Below are 20,058 nucleotides of genomic sequence, written 5' to 3'. Positions count from 1 at the left end.
CCCCTCCCCTGAAGGGGAGGGGAGAAGCTCAGACAGATCCCGCCCGGTGCGGATCACTGGTCGCGCCGCTTGATCTTGACGGTGGAGTTGCGCTGCACCGGCACGTTGACGCGCGGATCCTCGATGTTGCCGGGGATCGGCGACGACGGGATCGGGGCAGCGGCGCCCATGTAGTCGCGAATCAGTTCGTCAATCGAGGGTTCGCGGCCGGGATCATGCTGGCCCTGTTGCAGGCGGAGGTAGCCGTAGCGCTGCTCGGTGACGCGGCGATTGTCCGCGGGCGAGCGCAGGATCGTCGGGCGGATGAAGACCATGAGGTTGGTCTTGGTGCGCTGCTTCGCCTTCGAGCGGAAGAGATTGCCGAGCACAGGGATGTCGCCGAGGAACGGCAGCTTTTCGAGCGTGCGGCGCTCATCGTCGCTGAGCAGCCCGCCGATGATCGCGATCTGGCCATCGTCGACGGTGAGCGTGGTTTCCACCTCGCGCTTGTTGAGGATCAGATCCGAATTGTCGTCGCTGACCGGGCCGGCGATCGAGCTGACCTGCTGGTGGAGGAAGAGCTTGATAGAACCCGACGAATTGACCTGCGGGCGGACCTCGAGTTGGATGCCGACATTCTCGCGCTGGACGGTGCGGAAGGCGTTGTCGAAATTCTGGCTGAGCGCCTGGCCGGTGGTGATCGGGATCTCCTGCCCGACGAGGATGCGTGCCTGCTGATTGTCCAGGGTGATGAGGCTCGGCGCCTGAAGCAGGTTCGAGGTGGTGTCGCTCTTCACCGCGTTGATGATCGAGCCGAAGATCGTGTCGCCACCAATGGTGCCGCCGAAGCCGCCGAAGCCGCCGCTCGCGCCGAGGATCGAGTTGATCGCCTGTTGCGCGAGCGTGTCGCTGGCGGTGTTGCCGGTGTTGGTGGTCGTCTGCGTGCCGTCTGCGCCGACGACGGTGGTGGTGGTGCCGCCGATCGAGCGCGCGCCGATCGCACCGGCGATGGTGAGCAGATTTGGCGCGGAGTTCGAGAAGCTGGTCGCGCCGAACGCACCGCCCGAGAGGCTGCCGAGGAGGAACTGGAAGCCCAGGCGGCTGGCGGTGACGTCCGACACTTCGGCGACGATCGCTTCGACGAGCACCTGTTCGCGGCGCGTATCGAGCTGGCGGACGACTTCGGCGAGCTGGCGCTGGATATCGGCCGGCGCAGCGATGACGATTGCGTTCGCGCCGACGAAGCGCGTGACGACGGCGGGCGCCCTGCCCCCTTGCGCCGTCACTGGCGCCTGCCCGCTCGCACCGCCGCCGGGGGCGCTTTGCGACTGAGTCTGGTTGCCGCCGCTGCTGGCGCTCGGCTGGCCGCTGCCGCCCGCGCCGTTCGTGGTGGCGCCGAAGTTCGACGCGCTGAGCGTGTTCTGCGGGACCGAATCGGGGGTCTGGCCGACAAGCTGCTGGAGCACCGGCAGCAATTGCGCGGCATCAGCGTGATCGAGGAAGACGACGCGGATCTCGGTGCCGCTCTTGGCCTTTTGATCGAGATCGAGCGCGACTTGCGCCAGTCGCGCGACGGTGGAGGGATCGCCGCGCAGCGCGATCGAATTGGCGGCTTCGACCGCGACGACACTGGTCGACTGGGTCTGCCCCTGCCCCGGCGTGCCGATCAGCCCGGTGAGCGCGGTGGCGATGTCGCGCGCGCCGGCGTTCTTTAGCGCGACTACGCGGGTCGAATTGTTGTCGGTATCGATCCGGCGCAGCACTTCGCGCACGCGGCGGACGTTATCGGCGAAATCGGCGATGACGATCGAACCGCCGGCGCGATTGGCGCTGACCGAGCCTTGCGCCGAGACGAGCGGCCGGACGGTATCGACCGCGGACTGCGCGTCGATCGCGCGCAGGCGGACGATTTCGGTGACGAACGAGTTGCGCGCGGCCCCGGCGGTGCCGACGCGGCCGGGCTGCGCGGCGGCATTCTCGATCGGCTGGACGCGCAATGCGCCGTTCGCGGTGGGGATCGTGACGAGGCCGTTGGCGCGCAGCGTCGAGAGGAACACCTCGAAATATTCGGAGCGGCTGAGCGGGCGATCGGTGACGACCGTCACCTTGCCCTGCACGCGGCTGTCGATGATGAAGGTACGCCCGGTGACCTTGGCGGCATCGGCGATGAACGCGCGGATATCAGCATCGCGGACGTTGAGCGTCGTCTGCGCATGCGCCTGCGCGGCGAGGACCAGCGCTAGCGCCGGTGCGAGAAGCAAGCGTCTCATTGGCCTGCGACCTGCACGCTGAGTGGCAGCGACTGGCCTCCGCGATCGACCGTCAGCGCGATCGTGCCGCCGGTGGCATATTGCGTGGCGAGGCGCTCGATATCGGCGGGGCCCTGCACCGGGCGGCCGCCGATCGCGGTGACGATATCGCCTTCGCGCAGGCCGGCGGTGCGGAACGCCGTGCCCGAACCTTCGGGGCGCACGACGAGGCCGCTGATGCGCCCGGCTTCGATGCGGGGGACGAAGCCGATCTCGGTTTGGAACTGTGCCGCGGTGATCCCGGCCATGGCGCCGGTCGGAACGGCCACCGCATCGCCGGTCGCGCCGGGGGTGGTGGGCGTCGCTGCGCCGCCGGATTGATCGAGGAACAGATCCTCACGCACGCCGCCGCGCTCGATCGACACGTGATCGAATGCGACTTCCTTCAACACCACACCGGGAATGATCTCTTCTCCTACCGCGATGCTCTTCTGCACCCCATCGGGCCCGGCGAGGATCGCCGAGCCGCGCCCCATCGCCTCGTCGATCCGCGTGCCGAACAGCTTGAGCTGCAACGACGTTACGACGGCGGGCCCCGTCTGGACGCCGCTGATCCGGTAGAACGGATCGAAGCCGCGCAAGACCTCGCCCGGCGCGGCGGGGAGCGTGACCCCGGCCGGGCGCCACTCGCCGAGGGGCGAGACGGGCGTCAGCACCGTCCACACCAGCCGGGCGCATTGCACCGCGAGCACGCCGAGCAGCAGCAGCTCAGCAAGCGAATAGACGTTCACGACGGGGATCCGCCGCAGAAGCGCCCGCGCACGGGCGTCGAAACTCAATCGCATGTGTTCGCCAGTTCCCGCGTAGCCGCCGCTATGTCGGCAATGTTACAGCGGCATTGCAAGCCTCTGTACTATTTCCCGGACTGGCAAGCCATGCTGCACGGTGGCAGTGTGTGGCACCATGCAGACCAATGCTTCCCCAGCCCTTCTCGATGATGCCGCGTCCGGGCTGGACCCCGCCTCGGTCGTCGCGCGGCTCAACGCGCAGCCGGGCATCCAGCGCGTTCCCAGCCCCAAGCTGACGCTGTTCGTGAAGCGTGGCTTCCTCGATCCCGACACGTGCGCCGGGCTGGTCGCGATGATCGATGCGCGCCGCCGCCCCTCGACGATTACCGACAGCAATGGCGATACGGCGTTCCGCACCAGCGAGACGTGCGACCTCGATCCCGCGGCCCCGCTGGTGCTGCAGGTGGAGGCAGCGATCCGAGAGGCGACGGGGATTGAGGGCGTGTTCGGCGAGCCGCTGCAGGGGCAGCGGTATGCCGTGGGGCAGGAGTTCAAGGCGCACACCGACTATTTCGAGCCGAACGGGCTCGACTACCACGAGCATTGCGCCGTGCCGGGCAACCGGACGTGGACGGTGATGGTGTATCTCAACGAGCCCGAGGCGGGCGGCGCGACGCGCTTCAAGGCGGTCGATAAGACGATCCAGCCCGAGACGGGGAAGCTGGTCGCGTGGAACAACCGGCGACCGGATCGATCGCTCAACCCAGCGACGATTCATCATGGGATGAAGGTGCGCGCGGGGGTGAAATACGTGATCACCAAGTGGTTTCGCGAACGGCCGTGGGGGTGATGTCCGTGGGGTTGCGGCCGGCCGGTATCGCTCGTCACCCCGGCGCTGGGCCGGGGTGACGAGGTAAGGGATCAGAACGTTACGGCAGCGCCCAGCGTGAACGTGCGGCCCTGCTGGAAGCGGTTGATGAACACCTCTTGGCCGTCCTCGAACGTCTGGCGTTCCTGATAGCTGGTGCCGGTCAGGTTGCGCGCTTCGCCCTTCAGTTCGACGCGGGTGCCCATGAAGTCCACCGTCTGACGGGCGACGAAGTCGAGACGGATGCCAGGCTTTTCGACGATGTCGGGCTGGAAGCCGACGCCGCTCAGGTTGGATGGGCCACGGTTCGTCACCCGCTCGCTGGCGTAGTTGAACAGCAGCGTCGCCTGCGTGGCATTCTCCTTGTCCTCATACCCGATCTGAAGGTTCACGAGGTGATCCGACTGGCCGGTGAGCGGCGCACCATCGCGGAACTGCAGATTGGCAGGCGCGAAGCCGGGTGCGCAACCGCCAAGCGATACGCTTTCGCCGAGAACGGTCGGGACGCACTCACTGTTCGCGGTGATCTTCGACTGCGTATAGGTATAGTTCGCGATGAACACCGCGCGCTTGCCGGCCATTCCGTCGGAGATGAAGTCGAGCGGCACGAACTTCTGCACCTCGAATTCACCGCCCCACAAGGTCGCCTTGGGGAGATAGGTGAAGCCGGTCTGCAGCCGCGCGTCGGTCGATGGATAGAAGCCGACCTGCTCGATCGGACGGTTGATTTCCTTGTAGAAACCAGCCGCCGTCAAACGCTGATCGCGATCGAAGAACCATTCATAGCGCGCTTCGAGATTGTACAATTCCGAATCTTGCAGCCGCTGGTTACCCAGGAAGAGGCGATCAGACTCGAAGTCGCGGAACGCCTGCGGCGCGAGCTCGCGGAACTGCGGGCGTGCGATCGTCTTGGCAGCGGCAAGGCGCAGCTGCATGTCGGACGCGAAGTTCCAGGTCAGGGTCGCGGCCGGCAGGAAGTAATCGTTGTTCAACCGCGTCGAGGCGGCGCCCAGCGGGGTCACGACCTGCTTGGCGGTTTCGTAGCGAACACCAATGATCGCGCGGACGCCGTCGATCGCTTCGGCCTCGGCCTGGACGTAGCCGGCGTGGATGAGCAGGCTGGCATCATAAGCGAACGAGCCGTTCAGACCCGCGTCGAGGCGAAGCTGAACCGCATTGTCCGCCGCCGTGCCGCTGGTCGCGACCGGGCAGCCGGCGAGGACTTCCGGCGACAGCAGGAAATCGGGGCGGAACAGGTTGCAGGGGAACGGGATCGCGCCGCCAGTGCCTGTCTGATAGGTGAACGGCAGACGGATCGAGGTACGCTCGTTCTGCGAATAATAGTAACCCGCCGAGAGCGTGAACGGGCGATCGCCCGGCAGCTTGTACGACAGATCGGCCTGTCCCGAGTAGAGATCCTCGTCCAGCTCGCTGAACACGACCGTCGCGGGCCGCCCGAACGAGTTGGACGACTGCCACACACCGGGACAATTCACGCCGCTGCCGACAACCGGCTCGTTGACCCGGATGTTGAGGTTGGTCGCGCAATTGTAGATGAACTGACGCTCGTACGGCGAGTTGCGCTGTGAATTGGCATAAGCGCCGCGCACGTCGACCGACAGATCGTCGATCGGCTTGAACTCACCGACCAGCTGCGTCTCGATCAGCTGGCGTTCGAACCAATTGGTGTTCTGGAAGAAGATCGGATCACCGACCGAGTTGTTGTACACGGTCGCTGCCGATCCACGCGCCTGCTTGAGCGTGTCGTGGATGTACACATTCGTCCAGCGGATGCGGTTCCGGTCAAACTCGTAGCCGAAGCCGAGCAGGCCATTCACGACCGCCCGATTGTCGGTGATCAGCGTGTTGAAGTCGTTGCGGAGCGCGCCGTTGGCCGAGACCGTATCCTGCTGCGTCGTCGCACGCGTACGCCACGTGTTCGACACGCCGCCGGTCGCGATCATGCCGACGCGCCCGCCGCCGAGATCGCCGACGAGGCCGACGTCGACAGTGCCCGACCAATTGGCCGGAATGTCGAAATTCTGCTGCAGCAAGGTGGTGCGCGCGTTGGAAAGCTGCGCGACCTGCGCGGTCGGGATCACGCCCGAACCGTTTGGTGCGTTCTTGATGAACCCAGGCACATCGCGTTCACCCGAGTCATAGCCGAGCCAGTCGCTCTTCGACCCGTAATAGGTGTAGCCGAACTTGCCCGTCGTCTGCGTATCGATGCCGCCCGAGGCACCGATGGTGAGGAAGTTCTCGTCCGGGATCGCCTTGGTCGTCAGGTTGATGACGCCGCCGCCGAATTCGCCGGGATAATTGACCGAATAGGTCTTCTGGACGAGCGCCGAGCCGACGATCGACGTCGGGAAGATGTCGAGCGGCACGGTGCGGCGCAGCGGCTCGGGGCTTGGCAACGGCGAACCGTTAAGCAGCGCCGACGAGTAGCGATCGCCCAGGCCGCGCACGAAGACGTAGCCGTTGCCAACCACCGACAGGCCAGTCACGCGGTTCAGCGCGCCGGCGATGTCGCCTTCGCCGGTCCGCGCGATATCGGCGCTGGAGACGACGTTGATGACCTGCGCGGTCGAGCGCACCGAGTTCGGGATGTTGCGACCAACGACAATGATGTCTTCGCCCGCCGACGTGTCGACGCCAGGGGCGGAGACTTCGGCGGCCTGATCGGCATCAGCCTGCGCATCCGGCGACGACGCGTCTGGCGTCGATGCGTCTGCACCGGTGGTGGCGGGGCCGGCCTGCGGTGGCGCGGCGGGCGTCGGCGCGCCGCCGGATGGCGCCGTCTGCGCCAGCGCTGCGGGGGCGACCATGAAGGTCGTCAGAAGTAGTAGTGATGCGTAGGCGGTGCGCTGGCGCATGATCGGGCCTTCCAGTCGATTGGCAGTGAACGGGCCCCAGACGGCGTTGGTACGCACGCCGGGGCCCGCCTTAATCACGAATGCTGGCCGAGGCTCAGCGGCCCTGGCACTGGAAGTAGACCGAGTTGAAGGTCGGTGGGCCGACATCCTGCAACGCAGCGTTCGCGGCGCGGATCGTGGTGCGATCGGCACCCGTGCCAGCGCCGGCGACGATGTTGACGCAAGCCTGGCCCGATGCGGTCCGCACGACGCCGTTGGTGAACGAGAAGTCCGCACCACCGCGCAGGCGGATGGCGGCCGGGGCCGACGAACCGCTCTGGATGAAGGTGAAGTTGGCGTAGCGGCCGAACGTGCGCGGCAGCAGATCTTCGGCGCCGTTCGAGTCGATCTCGGTTGCGAACGAGTCGGCGGTCGCACCCGATGCCTTCTGCGCACCGATGATGAACTGCATGAACCCGCGCCAGCCGTTGTCGACGTCGAAGCCGTCGTCGTCGGCGCCGGTGACCACGAAATACTTGAGGTTCGTGGTGCCGCCGAAGATCTCGATGCCGTCGTCAGCCGAGTTGTGGCTCTGGACGTGATCGATCGTCGTGCCGGTGCCGGTGCCGCCGAGCGTCAGGCCCTGAAGCTCGTTGCCTTCGCTGATCGCGATGCCGGTGAAGCGGATCTGCACGAACTGCATCGTGCCCGAGTTGTTCGCCTGATCCGGCCCGCCGAAGAAGCGGCCCGGGATGCCTTCGATCGGGCCCTGGCAGGTCGCGCTGGTGCCGCCGGCATCGTTCGGGCCGGTGCCCGAAGCGCAGACCGCGGTCGGCGCCTGGCCGAGGAGGACGACGCCGCCCCACTGGCCCTGCGTCGCATCCGAGACGCCGTTGGCGGAGAGGTTCTGCTGCGACGTGAACACGATCGGTGCTTCGAGCGTGCCGACCGCGTTGATGCGGCTGCCGCGGTTGACGACGATGAAGTCGTTCGACGATTCGCTCGCGTCGGCGGCGAGGACGACGCCCGGTGCGATCGTCAGCGTGACGCCCGAGTAAGCGGCGGTGGTGCCGACGTCGACGCCGACATCGGTCTGGCCGCGGAAGCGATAGAACACGCCGGCGATCTTCGGCAGCGTCAGGCTCGTCGTGATGACGGCGGGGAGACGGCAAGCCTTGAAGCCGCCGACGGTGACGCTGTCGTCGATCGTGCCGGTCGGGCACGCCGTGCCGGCCGCGAGCGTGCCGACGTTCGGCACCGCCGTGCAGGCCGCGGTCGTGCCGCCGAAGTTGGCGGCGGTCGAGTTGCAGGTCCAACCCTGGAAGGCGTTGTCCGTCGGGCCGTTGGTCGCGCCGACATAGTTGGTCGCGGTGAAGAAGCTGCCCTGCGAGGCCGGGTTGCTCGCCGGCGTAAGCGACGTGGCGCTGACCGGGTACACACCGTTGAGGCCGCCGAAGCCGTTGACGTTGTTGTTGGTGCCGCCGGTGACGAGCGCGAGCTGCTCTTCCGCGGTTACCGTGACGCCGCTCTGCGTGGTCGCGAGCGCGAACTGTGCCGCAGTCAGCGCGGTCGGCGTCGGCGTGCCGGTCGGCGTTGGCGACGGCGTTGGGGCAGGCGTGACGATCACGTCGATGTTGCCTGCGCCCGGTGAGGCGACGCCGTCAGCGCCACCGCATGCGGCGAGCAGAAGGCAGGCGGTACCCGCAAGAAACTGATTGCGGCGGCTGATGCTCAGCATGTGTCACTCCCGTTGAACTTTGGTCCGTCCCCCGGACCAGGTGCGAGTCGAGCCGTCTGCCCGTTCCCCCTCCGAAACGGGCGCTAAGCGTGGCGCGTGACAGCTGCGTGCACGTTTCGAGACGCAAGCGTGACGGAACTGTTGCGGTTGCGTGACAACAGCCGCTTTTCCCTCGGTGATAGGTTAAGAACGGGTAAGAAAAGAAAAACCCCGCCGGCCGCAGGGCCGACGGGGCTGAATATGGTGGGCGCGACAGGGATTGAACCTGTGACCCCACCCGTGTGAAGGGTGTGCTCTACCGCTGAGCTACGCGCCCGGAACACCTGTCGGTGAAAACCGGAAGCGGGCCTTTAGGCGGCACGTGCCGACCTGTCCAGCCCGCCAGAAACCCGCTGTCAAACCTGCTTAGTTGAGCGAGTCCTTGAGCACCTTGCCCGCCTTGAACTTGGGCTGGCTCGACGCCTTGATCGTCATGGGTTCGCCAGTGCGCGGATTGCGCCCGGTGGATGCCTTGCGCTTCGACACGGCGAACGTGCCGAAGCCAACCAACCGAACCTCGTCCCCCTTCTTCAACTGTGCACCGATCGTATCGAACACTGCCTCCACTGCCCGGCCGGCATCGCCCTTGGCGAGCCCGGACACGTTCGCGACCGCCGCAATCAACTCCTGCTTGTTCATGCACCGACCCCCGTCTGACTGTGCGTGTTCTTGGAAAATATGGATTCGGCACGCGAAAGCCGATCCGACCAGTAAGGCTTTTGCCCCCGGCGGTGTCAAACGAAACCACGGCAGTTGCGACGAACTGCCGTGGTTTGCGACCGACTTAACGCAGATCAGTGGTGACGTTCGCCCCCGACCGGGGCGATCGGTGCGGGCGGCAGCGCCGCCAGCTCGTCCGCGTCGGTCCAGTCGATCGCCTCGAGCGGCTCGGTGAGCGCGAGCCGCAGCACTTCATCGACATGCAGGACGGGGATGATCTTCAGGCCATCGAGGATGTTCTGCGGGATTTCCGCCAGATCCTTCTCGTTCTCCTGCGGGATCAGCACCGTCGTGATGCCGCCGCGCATCGCGGCGAGCAGCTTTTCCTTGAGCCCGCCGATCGGCAGTACGCGGCCGCGCAGCGTCACTTCGCCCGTCATCGCGATCTCGCGGCGGACCGGCACGCCGGTGAGCGTCGAGACGATGGCGGTGACGAGACCGATGCCGGCGGACGGGCCATCCTTGGGCACCGCGCCCTCAGGGAGATGGACGTGGACGTCCTTGCGGTGGAACAGGCTCGGCTTGATCCCGTATGACGGGGCGCGCGCCTTGATGAAGCTCATCGCCGTTTCCGCCGATTCCTTCATCACGTCACCCAGCTTGCCGGTGAGCTTGATCGCGCCCTTACCGGGGACGGTGACGCTTTCAATCGTCAGCAGCTCACCGCCAACTTCGGTCCAGGCGAGGCCAGTGACGGCACCGATCTGGTTCTCCTCCTCGGACAGGCCGTGACGGAACTTCAGCACGCCGGCATATTCGTGGAGGTTGTCGGGCGTGATCGTGACGCTGGTCAGCTTGCCTTCGAGGATCTGGCGCAGCGCCTTGCGCGCCAGCCGGGCGATCTCGCGCTCCAGCGTGCGCACGCCGGCCTCGCGCGTGTAGCGCTGGATGAGTGCGCGCAGGCCCTCGTGGGTCAGCGTGAACTCGCCTTCCTTGAGGCCGTGCGCTTCGATCTGCTTGGCGATCAGATGCCGCTCGGCGATCTCGACCTTTTCATCCTCGGTGTAGCCCTCCAGACGAATGATCTCCATCCGGTCGAGCAGCGGCTGCGGCAGGTTGAGCGTGTTCGCGGTGCAAACGAACATCACGTCGGACAGATCGATGTCGATCTCGAGGTAATGATCGCTGAACTTGCCGTTCTGTTCGGGATCCAGCACCTCAAGCAGCGCCGACGCCGGATCGCCGCGGAAATCCTGGCCGAGCTTGTCGATCTCGTCGAGCAGGAACAGCGGGTTGGCCGCGCCCGCCTTGCGCAGGTTCGTCACGATCTTGCCCGGGAGCGAGCCGATATAGGTACGACGATGGCCGCGGATCTCGGCTTCGTCGCGCACGCCGCCCAAGGACTGGCGGATGAACTCGCGCCCGGTCGCCTTGGCGATCGACTTGCCAAGCGAGGTCTTGCCGACGCCGGGCGGGCCGACGAGGCACAGGATCGGCCCCTTCAGCTTGTTGGTACGCGCCTGGACCGCGAGATATTCGACGATCCGGTCCTTCACCTTTTCGAGCGCATAATGATCGTCGTCGAGCACGGCCTGCGCCGCGACCAGATCGCGCTTGAGCTTGGTCTTCTTGCCCCACGGGAGCCCGAGCAGCACGTCGAGATAGTTGCGCACGACGGTCGCCTCGGCGCTCATCGGCGCCATCGTCTTAAGCTTCTTGAGTTCCGCGGTCGCCTTGCTGCGCGCTTCCTTCGAGAGCTTCAGCGTCGCGATCTTCTGCGTCAGCTCGGCGACCTCGTCCTGATCGCCGTCCTCGCCCTCGTTGCCGAGTTCGCGCTGGATCGCCTTCAACTGTTCGTTGAGGTAATATTCGCGCTGCGTCTTCTCCATCTGGCGCTTGACGCGGCTCTTGATCTTCTTCTCGACCTGCAGGACGCCGAGCTCGCCTTCCATGAAGGCGAAGACCATCTCGAGCCGGCGCGAGGGATCACCCTCGATCAGCAGCGACTGCTTGTCGGCGACCTTGATGGAGATGTTGCCGGCGACCGCATCGGCGAGGCGCGAGGCGTCTTCGATCTCGCTCAACTGGACCGCGGTTTCGGCCGGCAGCTTGCGGTTGAGCTTGGCGTAATTCTCGAACTGATCGACGACCGAACGCATCAGCGCGGCGACTTCGGTGCCCTCGGCCTCGATTTCCTCGATCGGCGTGACTTCGGTGGTGACGTACGTCTCGGTCTCGATCAGCCCGCCGAGCCGGCCGCGCTGCTTGCCCTCGACGAGCACCCGCACGGTGCCGTCGGGCAGCTTCAGCAGCTGCAGCACCGTCGCGGTGACGCCGATGTCATAAAGATCGTCGGCCTTGGGATCATCCTCGGCCGGATCGAGCTGCGCGACGAGGAAAATTTCCTTGTCCGCGGCCATGGCTGCTTCGAGCGCCGCGACGGACTTGTCGCGGCCAACGAACAGCGGCACGATCATGTGTGGAAAAACAACGATATCGCGCAGCGGCAATACGGGGAATGTCTGGGTCATGAAAACTCCGACGCCGCTTCGAACACGCGGCAGCTACGGCTTATATGGGGCGAAAGACGCATCCATCAATCGCTGCGTTTGTAAGGCATGATGACAGTCACTTTCCTGCTCGCCGTGGCCGCCGCCGCGCTGCCTGCCAAGGGCGAGCCGCCGCTGACCGCGCAGACGCAGCGGTCGGGTGGGGCGCGGCCGGCGGAGCAGACCGCGGTGACGTTCGAGCACGCCGATCTCGCGTTCGAAGTGTTGCCCAAGCGGCAGCGAATCAATGGCGTGGCGACGCTCGACTTCACCGCGCGCGCGCCGCTGACGCGGCTGGTGATCGACCTCGATCGCAACCTGCCGGTATCAGCGATCGCGATCGACGGGCGCGAACTGGCGAAGGCGGCGTGGAGCAATCCCGAGGGGCAGCTGACGATCGCCCTCCCCGGCCCGCTCGCCGCCGGGGACAAAGTGAGCGTGCGGATCACGTATGGCGGCACGCCGCATGTCGCGCGCAATGCGCCGTGGGACGATGGCGTGGTCTGGTCGGCGACGCCGGACGGCCAGCCGTGGGTCGCGACGACGACCGAGGGCTATGGCTGTGACTTGCTGTGGCCGTGCCTCGATTTTCCCGCCGGGGAGCCGAAGTCGGTCGACCTGCACATCGTCGTGCCGGCGGGGCTGAAGGCGCCGGCGAACGGGCGGCTGCTTGGCGTGGATGCGCTGCCCGACGGGCGCACGCGCTGGAACTGGCGCGCGCGGCAGCCGAACACCTATGCGATCGCGCTCGCGGTGGGGCCGTATGAGGAGATCCGGGGCACCTATCGCAGCCGCTTCGGCAATGAGATCGCGCTGCATTACTGGCATTTGCCGGGCAAGGCGGCGCAGGCGAAAGCGCTGTTCGACGAGTTCGCACCGACGCTCGACTTCTTCGAGGAAGTCATCGGCCCCTACCCGTTTGGCGACGAGAAGCTGGGCGTAGTCGAGACGCCGCACATGGGCATGGAGCACCAGACCATCAACGCCTACGGCAACGGCTATGCCAAGGCGCCCGAGGGGTTCGACTGGCTGTTCCAGCACGAGTTCAGCCACGAATGGTTCGCCAACCAGATGACCGCGGCGAACTGGGACGATTACTGGCTGCACGAGGGCTTCGCGAACTACATGCAGCCGCTGTTCGGCCAGTGGCGCGAGGGCGACGCGCGCTATGCGGTGATGCTGGAGGCGCAGCGCAACCGGATCACGAACGGCGCGCCAGTGGTGCGCGACAAGCTGCTGACCGAGGAGGAGGTATACGAGCCGGCGCAGGGGGGTGCGGGCGGCGACATCTATTTCAAGGGCGCGTGGACGCTGCACACGTTGCGCTGGCTGATCGGGGATGCGGCGTTCTTCCGCGCGACGCGGCGGCTGGTTTATGGGCGGGTGGAACCGAAGCCGGGGAATTTTGCGCCGCGGTTCGGCTCGACGCGGGAGTTTCAGGCGATCGTGGCGGAGGAGACGGGGCGCGATCTGGGGTGGTTCTTCGACGCGTATCTGCGGCGTGCGGCGTTGCCGGAGCTGATCGACACGCGGGTGGGGGATCGGCTTAGGCTGGAGTGGCGGGCGGGCGGTGCGTTTCCGATGCCGGTGGAGGTGCGCGTGGGCGAGCGGATTGAGCGGGTGGCGATGGATGGCGGGCGCGGTGAGGTGATGGTGCCGGCGGGCACCCATGTCGTGGTCGATCCGCTGGCGCGGGTGTTGCGGCGGTCGGTGGCGGTGGAGCAGTTTCAGGCGTGGCAGGCGAAGGCGCGGAAGTAGCGACGCCCGTTGCTTTCGTCATGCCGGCCTTGTGCCGGCATCCACCGTCCCGCGCTTCCTACGCCCGCGGGGTCTGCGGAAACGTGGATGCCGGCACAAGGCCGGCATGACGGGGGTGGCTAGATTCAACGCCTCAGCCGAATACCCGCTTGAGGCTGCGTTCGAGCATCACGAATTGCCACAGCGTCCGGCCGTGGTCGGCGCGGCCGTAGCGGTGGGCTTCGGCGAGGCGGCCGAGCGCTTCGAGATCGAACCAGCCAGTGTCGGCCAGCGTGCGCGAGCGGGCGAGGCCGGCGGCTTCGGTCGCGAGCGCGCTGCGGAACCAGGCGCTGACGGGGGTGACGAAGCCCATCTTGGGGCGGTAAAGCACTTGCTTGGGCAAATAGCGCTCCATCGCCTTCTTCATCAGCCATTTGCCCTCGCCGCGGCGCAAGCGGAGATTGGCGGGCAGCGTGCCGGCGAACTCGACGAGACGGTGGTCGAGCAGCGGCTCGCGTGCTTCGAGGCTGACGGCCATGCTGGTGCGGTCGGTCTTGGTCAGGATGTCGCCGGGGAGCCAGATCTTGATGTCGGCATATTGCGCGCGGTCGATCGCGTCGCGCGCTGGGGCGTTGCGCATCGCAGCGAGGTAGCGATCTTCGGCGCGGTGACCGCCTAGTGCGCGCTTGCCGGCGTCGCTGAAGAGGAGCGCGCGGGTGGCGGGCGTGGTGACGCCGACCGAGCGGGCATAGGCTTCGGCGCCATCCTCGGCGAGCGCGAGGAGCGTCGTCTTGGCGCGCAAGGCGCGTGGTGCCCAATCGGCCTTGGGATAGGCCGCGCCCAATCCGCCGAAGACGCGGGCGCGGAAGCCTTCGGGAACGAGGCTGCGGACGCGCTCTTCGGCGGCCTGGAAGCGATAGCGGCGGTAGCCGGCGAAGATCTCGTCGGCGCCGTCACCCGATAGCGCGACGGTGACCTTTTCGCGGGCGAGCGCACAGACCTGGTACGTGGCGAGCGCGGAGGCGTCGGCGAAGGGTTCGTCGAAGGCGGCAACCAGCCGATCGAGCAACGCGAAATCGTCCGAGCGGACGACGCGCGAGCGGTGGTCGGTGTGGAAGCGCTCGGCGACGGCGGCGGCGTAGGCGCGTTCGTCATGCCCGGCCTCGTCGAACCCGATCGTGCAGGTGCGCACGGCGTGCGGCGTTTCTTCGGCCATCAGTGCGACGACCGCGCTGCTGTCGACGCCGCCCGAGAGGAAGGCGCCGAGCGGCACGTCCGACACCAATCGCGAGCGGACGGCGGTACGCATGTGTTCGACGAGTTCTTCCTCGAGCGCTTTCGCGGAACCCTTCGCGCGGTCGGCGAAGGAAACGTCCCACCATTGCACCGGCGCGGGCACTGGCTTGCCGCGCTCGATCAGCAGGTAATGGCCGGCGGGGAGCTTGTGGACGCCGGCGACGATGCAGGCATCGTCGGGGACGTAGTTGAAGGCGAGGAAATCCTCGACCGCGCGGATATCGGGCACGCGGCGGAGCAGCGGGTGCGCGATCAGGCCCTTCAGCTCGGAGGCGAAGGCGAGCGCGCCATCGGCGAGCCGGGCATAGTGGAGCGGCTTCACCCCGAGCCGATCGCGCGCCATGAACAGGCGCTGCGTGCGCGCATCGTGGATGACGAAGGCGAACATGCCGTTGAGGCGATCGAGCATGCGCACGCCCCAGATCGCCCAGCCAGCGAGCAGGACTTCGGTGTCACCCGCGGTCTGGAATGCCCAGCCCTTGGCGGCGAGTTCGACGCGCAATTCCTGATAGTTGTAGATGCAGCCGTTGAAGAGGATCGACAGCGCGCCCGACGCATCGTGCATCGGCTGCGGCGAGCCGGCGACGTCGATGATCGAGAGGCGGCGATGGCCGAGGCCGACGCCGGGCGCGGTCCACACCCCGTCCCCGTCCGGGCCGCGGACGGCCATCGCGTCGGTCATCGCGCGGATGCGCGCGGGATCGACCGGTTTGGGAGTCTCGGGATAATAGAGGCCGGCGAGCCCGCACATCAGCGCAGGATCCGCGCGGTCGCCTGATCGATCGGGCCGAGCGCGGCGCGGAAGCTGGCGACCGCCACGGCGGGGTCGCGGCCGGGTCGCGTCTCCGCCGACAGATGTAGCGCGACAGCGGCGGGTTCGCCGCCGATGAGGCGCGCCTTCAGCGTGGCGAGTTTGACGGTGATGGGCTGGTTGGTCACGATTCCGCCGACGCGGTACCACGTCGCAACCACGCGCTCTACTGGTCCGGGCGCGGTCATGCGCATTGCCGAACCGCCGTCGATCGGCGCGAGATCGGCGACGCGGATCCAGCGATCACCTTCGCGCAGCACGCCGGTGCCGTAGGAGACGATCTCCTTGCCCTCGTGCTGCTCGGCGAACACGGCGACGGCTAGATCGACGGCATTGCCTTGGCGGTCGACGTAGCGGCCGAATAGGCGGTGGTCGGCGGTGGGATAGTGCGGTTCCCACGGGGCTCGCGTGCTGACCGGCGCGCGGGTCCAGCCGGGGACTTGTGGGAGTGACAGGCGGGGCGGGAGCGGCTGGGCGCGGCCGGCGATCGCGCCGGACCAGCTTGGGGCAATCGCGGCGGTTGCGAGCACCAGCAATGCGGCGGGGGCGAGCGCGAGGCGGTGACGGCGCGGCGGGGTGAGCGTGCTTGGGTCGAACGCGGGATCGTCAGGCGCGCGATCGAACCAGCGCCAGCCGGCGGCCATCACCGCCAGCATTACCAGGCCGAAGAAGACCCAGCCGTAAACGATGTGATCGAAGCCGGTCGCGGCCTCGAGGCTGGTCAGGTCGGCGGCGTAGATCGTGCCGAACGCGCGGACACCATTGGCGAGGATCGGCACGACGAGCGCCACGACCATGAACAGCGCGCGGCGTGTCCACGAGCGGAAGCAGACGTTGGCGACGAGCACGCCGTATGCAAGCATCGAGAGCACGAACTTCGAGCCCGAGCAGGCCTCGGCCACTTCAAAATAATAGCGGCCGGCGTGGATCAGGACGCCATCGACCTCGGCGGGCACGCCGACGAGGTGGAGCAGCGGCATCACCATCGCCACCGTCACCGCCTGGAGCGGCGGTTCGAGCGATTCGCCGAACGGGACCATGAAGAAGGCGTAGGCGAGCGGGAAGGCGAGGCCGCGGGCGACGTGCGGGCCGAGGATCGTGATGACCGCGCCCTGGAGCATCATCACCAGCCCGAACTGGCGCGCGAAGGCGACGCCGGCCGCTTCGCCGAGCAGCCAGCCGAAGCCGCCCGCGCCGACGAGCGCGAGACCGGGCCACCAGGATTGCGGCTGAAGCTGCGCGAGCTCGGCGCGGCGCGCCCAGACGAGCCAGGCGACGACGGGGGCGATGAAGAGGCAGTGGCTGTAGGTGGTGCTGGTCCACCAGATCGTCAGCAGATCGTCGAGATCGCGGCGGAAGAGCAGCAGGATCACCACTGCAACCAGCGCGAGCGCGATCAGGTGACGGCGCCAGATCGCGGGCATCGCGAAGGTCGAGCGGGGGAGCGCGACCGTCATGCCGCAGCGCGTTTGGTGTGCGATAGCGCGAGCAAGGCGTCGAGCGGGGCGAGGCGCGCGTCCCAGCCGTAGCGGGCGATGGCTTGCCGTCGGGCGGCGTGCCCAAGCGCTTGCGCGGCGGGGTGATCGGCGATCAGGGCGGCGATCGTTGCGGCGAAGGCGGTGGCGTCGTCGGCGACGCGGATCGTGCCGGCATGGTCGATCCCCTCGGCGGCGGCGGGGCTGGCGACGATCGGGCGCGCCATCGCCATCGCTTCGAGCACCTTGTTCTGGATGCCGCGGGCGAGTTTCAGCGGCGCAACCACCACGTCTGCCGCGGCGAGCCAGCCGCGAACGTCTGCGACTTCGCCGGTGACGGTGACGTTCTCGCTCGCGAGCGCGCGAACGGCGGGGGTCGGCGCGCGGCCGACGATCGCGAAATGCGCGGTCGGCAGCTGCGGTAGCACCTCACGCGCGAACGAGATCACCGCATCGACATTCGGGCGGTAATCCATCTGGCCGGTGAAGACCAACAGCGGCTGTGGCGCGGCGACCGGGAGTGTCGCGGGGTCGTAGAACAATGTGTCGATGCCGTTTTCGAGCGTGCGGCTGCCAGGAAGCAGCGCGGCTTCGGGGGCGCTGACGAACAGGCTGGCGTGGACCTTAGCGGCCACCGTGCGCTCGTAGGCGCCGAGCAGGCGCGCCTCGCGCTGCATCATCCAGCGCATCAGGCCGTGCGCGTCGTTCGCGTAGGCGGCGAACTTGGCGGAATCGAGATCGACGAAATCCATCACGGCTCGGGGGCCGGTGGCTGGCAGGTATTGCGCCATTTGGCCGGAGAAGGCGTAGATCGCGTCGATCGGGCGGCGGGCGAGGATGTCGGCGACCGCTGAAGCGAGCCGCGGGTCTGCAAAGGCGATTAGCGATACTGGTTTGCCGGTCGCGAGGGCTTCGATCGCGGCGCGTGACTGGGATTTGGTGCGCCGGACGAGCACGCATTCGTCGACCATTGCGCGGTGCTGGGGGGCGATTTCGGTGCCATCGTCGGTAAATGCGACGAGATGCACGCGGGCACGTGCGGCGAGGTATTTCAAGATGTTGTAGCTGCGGATCCGGTCTCCGCGGTCGGGCGGGAACGGCGCGCGGTGCGCCAAGAAAAGGACTTCCACCTAGCCAAGCCCGCGGCTGATCCACGGTCCGATCAGCATCGCGACCGGCAGCGGCAGCTTTTTCCACGTGCGCACCATTAGCGCATATTTGGGGTTCAGCGGATTGACCTCACGCGCGGGGCCGGACGACCATTTGGCATAGGCGAGCGGGACGCCTTCGAAGCCCCAGTTCTTCTTGAACGCGGCCGGGCCGGTGCCGGCCTTCGAGCGGCCGAAATCGAAGCGCGTGCAGCCACGCGCGCGGGCATGCGCCATCAACGCGAAATACATCCGGTCGTTGGCGCGAAGCCCGCGTGCCGCCTCGGTGCCGCCGCCCCAATAGGGATAGACGGTGCCATTAAAGTACAGGCTGAGGACGCTGGCGACCGCGACGCCCTGGTGGCGGACGGTGAGGATGTCGGCGTCCATCGTGGCAAGGACTTCGCGGAACAGCCGGCGCGGGAAGACCGGCGTGCCGAGGTTGCGGACGGACTCGGCGTAGATCCGGTAATGTTCGTCGGCGAGGTCCGGCCCGCCGATGACGATTTCGAGATCGTTCGCGAGCGCCTTGCGCACCTCGGCACGCTGCTTGCGCGGGATGGTGAGGAGTTCGGCCTCGTCGTCGGCGGCGAGTGGGCGGGTGAAGCCGAGATAGGTGGTAGTGTCGGTCGCCCAGCCGCTCGGCGCGGGGCCGCCGCGCAGTTCGATCGAGGGATAGGTGAAGGCGCGCGCGGCGGCGGCGAGTGGCTCGATGCCGTCACCCAGGATGCCGCCGTCGACCGCGAAGCCGGCTGATACCAGTGCCTTGCCGAACAGAGGCGAGCGCATCTCGGTGAGTGGCAGCAGGCCGACGATGCGCCCCTCGCGTTCGGCGATCAGGAAGCGCGCGCGCTGGCCGCAGCCGCGCTCGACCGCGCGGCTCCAGGCGGGGAGGTGGAATGGCGTCGCGTCGGGGTGCGCGCGGACGAACGCGGCGATGCGGGCGTCGTCGCCAGCCGCTTCGCGGACGGTCAGCTCGCCGAGGATCGCGGTGTGGGCGTTCACCAGCGGCGCTCCATCGCGGCGACGGCGTCGACGCGGCCCCAATGGTGGCGGGCGATCAGCTTGCGCAGCTTGCCAGCCATCGCGCTCAAGCGGCTGTAATGCCTGACTTTGGAGCGCAGCGGCGCGCCGGCGACGCGGGGCTGGCCGGGGTCGACTTCCCAAGGGTGGAAATAGAACATGCCGCCGTGACCGGCGCTATTGGACTGGCGGACGGCGACGTCGGTCAACGCCGCGGGGAGCAGTCGGAAGAAGCCACCGCCGACCGCCATGCGCCGTCCGGCCAGTTCGGCAACGGATACAGGGAGTTCGATGAGGTCGCTGTCGGCGAGCGGGCGCCACGGGAAGCGCGGGCTATCACGCCAGCCGTAGTGATCGTGCGCGATCGGCGCGACGCTGGAGGAATAGGCATAGCCTTCCTCGGCGAGCACCTGGTGCGCCCAGGGGGTGCGGGCATCGATCGAGAAGCTGGGCGCCCGGTACCCGGTCACGGCGACGCCGGCGGCATTTTCCAGCGCCTCGCGCGCCTTCGCAAGATCGGCGCGGAAGTGATTGTGATTCATCGTGAAGACACGTTGGTGATCCCAGCCGTGGCTGGCGATCTCGTGGCCTTCGGCGACGATGCGGCGAATCAGCGCGGGGTGGCGGTGCGCGACCCAGCCGAGCGTGAAGAAGGTCGCGCGCACGCCGCTTTCGGCGAACAGGTCGAGGACCATGCCGGTGTTGGTCGCGACGCGGCTATCGAATTGATCCCACGTGCTTTTGGGGATCGTGCGCTCGAACGCGCCGACCTGGAAATATTCCTCAACATCGACCGACATGCCGTTGACGATCGCCGTCCGGGCCTCGGGGAGCTTGAACGGC

13 protein-coding genes and 1 tRNA gene are annotated in these 20,058 nt (G+C 67.3%); 2 read left to right on the top strand and 12 right to left on the bottom strand.

Annotated elements, in window-relative coordinates; all coding sequences use genetic code 11:
- Positions 1 to 53 precede the first annotated feature (53 nt).
- Positions 54 to 2,249 carry a type II secretion system secretin GspD gene (gene gspD / locus LLW23_RS15970; RefSeq protein WP_228946480.1) on the bottom strand — a complete coding sequence of 732 codons (2,196 nt, stop codon included), beginning with the start codon at positions 2,247 to 2,249 and terminating at the stop codon, positions 54 to 56.
- Positions 2,246 to 3,073: a type II secretion system protein N gene (locus LLW23_RS15965; protein WP_228946479.1), complete on the bottom strand. Its 828-nt coding sequence runs from the start codon at positions 3,071 to 3,073 to the stop codon at positions 2,246 to 2,248. Before LLW23_RS15965 ends, gspD begins: the two co-directional genes overlap by 4 nt.
- Before the next feature lie 118 nt (positions 3,074 to 3,191).
- Here LLW23_RS15965 and LLW23_RS15960 point away from each other — a divergent pair, with 118 nt between their 5' ends.
- The gene (locus tag LLW23_RS15960) at positions 3,192 to 3,866 is read left to right on the top strand and encodes a prolyl hydroxylase family protein (RefSeq protein WP_228946478.1); all 675 of its coding nucleotides are present in this window, start codon (positions 3,192 to 3,194) and stop codon (positions 3,864 to 3,866) included.
- A gap of 71 nt (positions 3,867 to 3,937) precedes the next feature.
- On the opposite strand, the gene LLW23_RS15955 is transcribed toward LLW23_RS15960, so the two are convergent.
- The 5 genes from LLW23_RS15955 to lon form a co-directional block, all read right to left on the bottom strand.
- On the bottom strand, positions 3,938 to 6,760 hold the full coding sequence (locus LLW23_RS15955; protein ID WP_228948608.1) for a TonB-dependent receptor domain-containing protein: 2,823 nt from the start codon (positions 6,758 to 6,760) through the stop codon (positions 3,938 to 3,940).
- A 94-nt stretch (positions 6,761 to 6,854) separates the two neighbouring features.
- Positions 6,855 to 8,477: a hypothetical protein gene (locus LLW23_RS15950; protein ID WP_228946477.1), complete on the bottom strand. Its 1,623-nt coding sequence runs from the start codon at positions 8,475 to 8,477 to the stop codon at positions 6,855 to 6,857.
- 241 nt (positions 8,478 to 8,718) lie between these two features.
- Positions 8,719 to 8,793, bottom strand: a tRNA-Val gene (locus tag LLW23_RS15945).
- 89 nt (positions 8,794 to 8,882) lie between these two features.
- On the bottom strand, positions 8,883 to 9,155 hold the full coding sequence (locus LLW23_RS15940; RefSeq protein WP_228946476.1) for an HU family DNA-binding protein: 273 nt from the start codon (positions 9,153 to 9,155) through the stop codon (positions 8,883 to 8,885).
- A gap of 155 nt (positions 9,156 to 9,310) precedes the next feature.
- Complete coding sequence (gene lon / locus LLW23_RS15935; RefSeq protein WP_228946475.1) at positions 9,311 to 11,707, bottom strand: endopeptidase La; 2,397 nt, start codon at positions 11,705 to 11,707, stop codon at positions 9,311 to 9,313.
- Positions 11,708 to 11,794: 87 nt separating this feature from the next.
- On the opposite strand from lon, the gene LLW23_RS15930 reads away from it, so the two are divergent.
- Complete coding sequence (locus LLW23_RS15930; protein WP_228946474.1) at positions 11,795 to 13,483, top strand: M1 family metallopeptidase; 1,689 nt, start codon at positions 11,795 to 11,797, stop codon at positions 13,481 to 13,483.
- A 133-nt stretch (positions 13,484 to 13,616) separates the two neighbouring features.
- On the opposite strand, the gene LLW23_RS15925 is transcribed toward LLW23_RS15930, so the two are convergent.
- From LLW23_RS15925 to LLW23_RS15905, 5 genes are read right to left on the bottom strand one after another with little or no spacing between them, the layout of a single operon-like run.
- Complete coding sequence (locus tag LLW23_RS15925) at positions 13,617 to 15,509, bottom strand: XrtA/PEP-CTERM system amidotransferase (RefSeq protein ID WP_228946473.1); 1,893 nt, start codon at positions 15,507 to 15,509, stop codon at positions 13,617 to 13,619.
- Positions 15,509 to 17,026, bottom strand: coding sequence for an exosortase A (xrtA, locus tag LLW23_RS15920; protein ID WP_228946472.1), 1,518 nt, complete (start codon positions 17,024 to 17,026; stop codon positions 15,509 to 15,511). Before xrtA ends, LLW23_RS15925 begins: the two co-directional genes overlap by 1 nt.
- On the bottom strand, positions 17,023 to 18,174 hold the full coding sequence (locus LLW23_RS15915) for a TIGR03087 family PEP-CTERM/XrtA system glycosyltransferase (RefSeq protein WP_228946471.1): 1,152 nt from the start codon (positions 18,172 to 18,174) through the stop codon (positions 17,023 to 17,025). Before LLW23_RS15915 ends, xrtA begins: the two co-directional genes overlap by 4 nt.
- Positions 18,175 to 19,197 carry a FemAB family XrtA/PEP-CTERM system-associated protein gene (locus LLW23_RS15910; protein WP_228946470.1) on the bottom strand — a complete coding sequence of 341 codons (1,023 nt, stop codon included), beginning with the start codon at positions 19,195 to 19,197 and terminating at the stop codon, positions 18,175 to 18,177.
- Complete coding sequence (locus LLW23_RS15905) at positions 19,194 to 20,015, bottom strand: XrtA system polysaccharide deacetylase (RefSeq protein WP_228948607.1); 822 nt, start codon at positions 20,013 to 20,015, stop codon at positions 19,194 to 19,196. Before LLW23_RS15905 ends, LLW23_RS15910 begins: the two co-directional genes overlap by 4 nt.
- Positions 20,016 to 20,058: the final 43 nt, after the last annotated feature.

The organism is Sphingomonas radiodurans (genome assembly GCF_020866845.1).
Classification (GTDB): Bacteria; Pseudomonadota; Alphaproteobacteria; order Sphingomonadales; family Sphingomonadaceae; genus Sphingomonas; species Sphingomonas radiodurans.
This window is presented reverse-complemented; position numbering and strand designations above follow the sequence as displayed.

What these genes read in the sequence shown, in the direction of transcription:
- LLW23_RS15925 (WP_228946473.1), bottom strand. Translation starts at nt 15,509, where the DNA reads ATGTGCGGGCTCGCCGGCCTCTATTATCCCGAGACTCCCAAACCGGTC.
- gspD (WP_228946480.1), bottom strand. Translation starts at nt 2,249, where the DNA reads ATGAGACGCTTGCTTCTCGCACCGGCGCTAGCGCTGGTCCTCGCCGCG.
- LLW23_RS15965 (WP_228946479.1), bottom strand. Translation starts at nt 3,073, where the DNA reads ATGCGATTGAGTTTCGACGCCCGTGCGCGGGCGCTTCTGCGGCGGATC.
- LLW23_RS15955 (WP_228948608.1), bottom strand. Translation starts at nt 6,760, where the DNA reads ATGCGCCAGCGCACCGCCTACGCATCACTACTACTTCTGACGACCTTC.
- LLW23_RS15960 (WP_228946478.1), top strand. Translation starts at nt 3,192, where the DNA reads ATGCAGACCAATGCTTCCCCAGCCCTTCTCGATGATGCCGCGTCCGGG.
- LLW23_RS15905 (WP_228948607.1), bottom strand. Translation starts at nt 20,015, where the DNA reads ATGTCGGTCGATGTTGAGGAATATTTCCAGGTCGGCGCGTTCGAGCGC.
- xrtA (WP_228946472.1), bottom strand. Translation starts at nt 17,026, where the DNA reads ATGACGGTCGCGCTCCCCCGCTCGACCTTCGCGATGCCCGCGATCTGG.
- LLW23_RS15950 (WP_228946477.1), bottom strand. Translation starts at nt 8,477, where the DNA reads ATGCTGAGCATCAGCCGCCGCAATCAGTTTCTTGCGGGTACCGCCTGC.
- LLW23_RS15930 (WP_228946474.1), top strand. Translation starts at nt 11,795, where the DNA reads ATGATGACAGTCACTTTCCTGCTCGCCGTGGCCGCCGCCGCGCTGCCT.
- LLW23_RS15940 (WP_228946476.1), bottom strand. Translation starts at nt 9,155, where the DNA reads ATGAACAAGCAGGAGTTGATTGCGGCGGTCGCGAACGTGTCCGGGCTC.
- lon (WP_228946475.1), bottom strand. Translation starts at nt 11,707, where the DNA reads ATGACCCAGACATTCCCCGTATTGCCGCTGCGCGATATCGTTGTTTTT.